The sequence below is a fragment of the Saccharothrix coeruleofusca genome (genome assembly GCF_014648515.1).
Taxonomy (GTDB): domain Bacteria; phylum Actinomycetota; class Actinomycetes; order Mycobacteriales; family Pseudonocardiaceae; genus Actinosynnema; species Actinosynnema coeruleofuscum.
Window position 1 is genome coordinate 1,872 of the sequence record NZ_BMRG01000029.1, and the last position, 1,232, is coordinate 3,103.

Genomic DNA, 1,232 nt, shown 5'->3' on the forward strand with positions numbered 1-1,232 from the left:
TCGAGCACCTGGCGCAGTTGGCCCGGCAGCGCAGACCGCGCACCTCGTGGGGCAGCGCCGTGCCTGAGCGGGTCAAGAGGTTCTTCGCCACCGAGGAAACGGCCGCGATCATCCGCGTGTACCAGCCGATGCTGCTGCACGGCCTGGTGCAGACGGAGCGCTACGCCCGCGCGGTCATCTCCACGAACTCATCGCTGAGCCCGATCGACGTCGAACGCCTGGTCCGGGCGCGGATGGCACGTAAGGAACGGCTCACCAGCGATGACCCGCCGACCGTTCACCTCGTGGTGGAGGAGCACGTCTTGCGTGCCTGCATCGGAGGTGTCGAGGTGATGCGCGAGCAGCTCGAACATCTGGCGGACCTTGCCCGCCGGGGCGTAGTCGAACTGCGTGTGGTCCCGACCTCGCTTGGAGCGCATCCCTGCATCGGTGCACCGCTGTTCCTGGTGCTGACTCCCGAAGGCGGCCGGCGGCCGAACCTGGTCTACGTGGAGACGCTGACCGATGGCGTGTTCGTGGACGAGCCGGATCGCATCGCTCGCTACGAGGCGACCATGTCTGAGCTGCTTCCCCTCGCGCTGTCGCCTTCCGAGTCGCTTTCGCTGCTCGGTACGGTGATAGCGAAACTATGACGGCAACCGAGGAGCGGCATGATGACAGAAGATGCCATGTGGCGTAAGTCCTCCCGGTCGAACAGTTCGGGCGGCGCGTGCGTGGAGTTGGCGTGCAGCGGAGATCTGCGCGGCGTCCGCGACTCGAAGAACCCAACCGGGCCTACTCTGCGGTTCGGGCAGGCCCGGCTTGCGGCGTTTCTGGAGGAGGTGCGCACCGGCCGGTTCGACGGCTGACCCACTGAAGGCTGCGTCCATAATGGACGCAGCCTTCGTCTTGACTGCTCGATGCGCCCTAGTTCGCATCATTTTTCGCATGGGACAGGCCGATGGCAGCTGCACGGTCTGGTCCAGACGGAGCGCTACGCGCGCGGTAACCCAGACCAACCACGCGTTGCTGTCCGGCGATATCGAACGCCTGGTTCGCGCCCGACTGGTGCGGCAGGAACGCCTATTTGGCCCGAATTCGCCGGAGATCACGCTCCTGGTTTAGGAGTCCGTGTTGCGTACTCCGGTGGGCGATGAGGAGATCTGCGCCGAGCAGATCCGACACCTTCGGGAGCCGTACTACTGCCCGAACATCACTTTTCGCGTCGTCGCGGATGGGCGCGGGCTGACGGG

3 protein-coding genes are annotated in these 1,232 nt (G+C 65.6%); all 3 read left to right on the forward strand.

From position 1 onward, the window contains the following. Window positions 1-632: DUF5753 domain-containing protein (locus IEZ00_RS34450; protein ID WP_229796385.1), on the forward strand; the 632-nt coding region annotated here is incomplete at its 5' end. 18 nt (window positions 633-650) lie between these two features. Further along, window positions 651-848: a DUF397 domain-containing protein gene (locus IEZ00_RS34455; protein ID WP_229796386.1), complete on the forward strand. Its 198-nt coding sequence runs from the start codon at window positions 651-653 to the stop codon at window positions 846-848. Between the two features lie 262 nt (window positions 849-1,110). Next, on the forward strand, window positions 1,111-1,232 hold a 122-nt coding region (locus tag IEZ00_RS38260; RefSeq protein WP_373293257.1), incomplete at its 3' end, for a Scr1 family TA system antitoxin-like transcriptional regulator.

Bases quoted from the DNA above. Each gene is read 5' to 3' on its own strand.
- IEZ00_RS34455 (WP_229796386.1), top strand. From the start codon at position 651: ATGATGACAGAAGATGCCATGTGGCGTAAGTCCTCCCGGTCGAACAGT.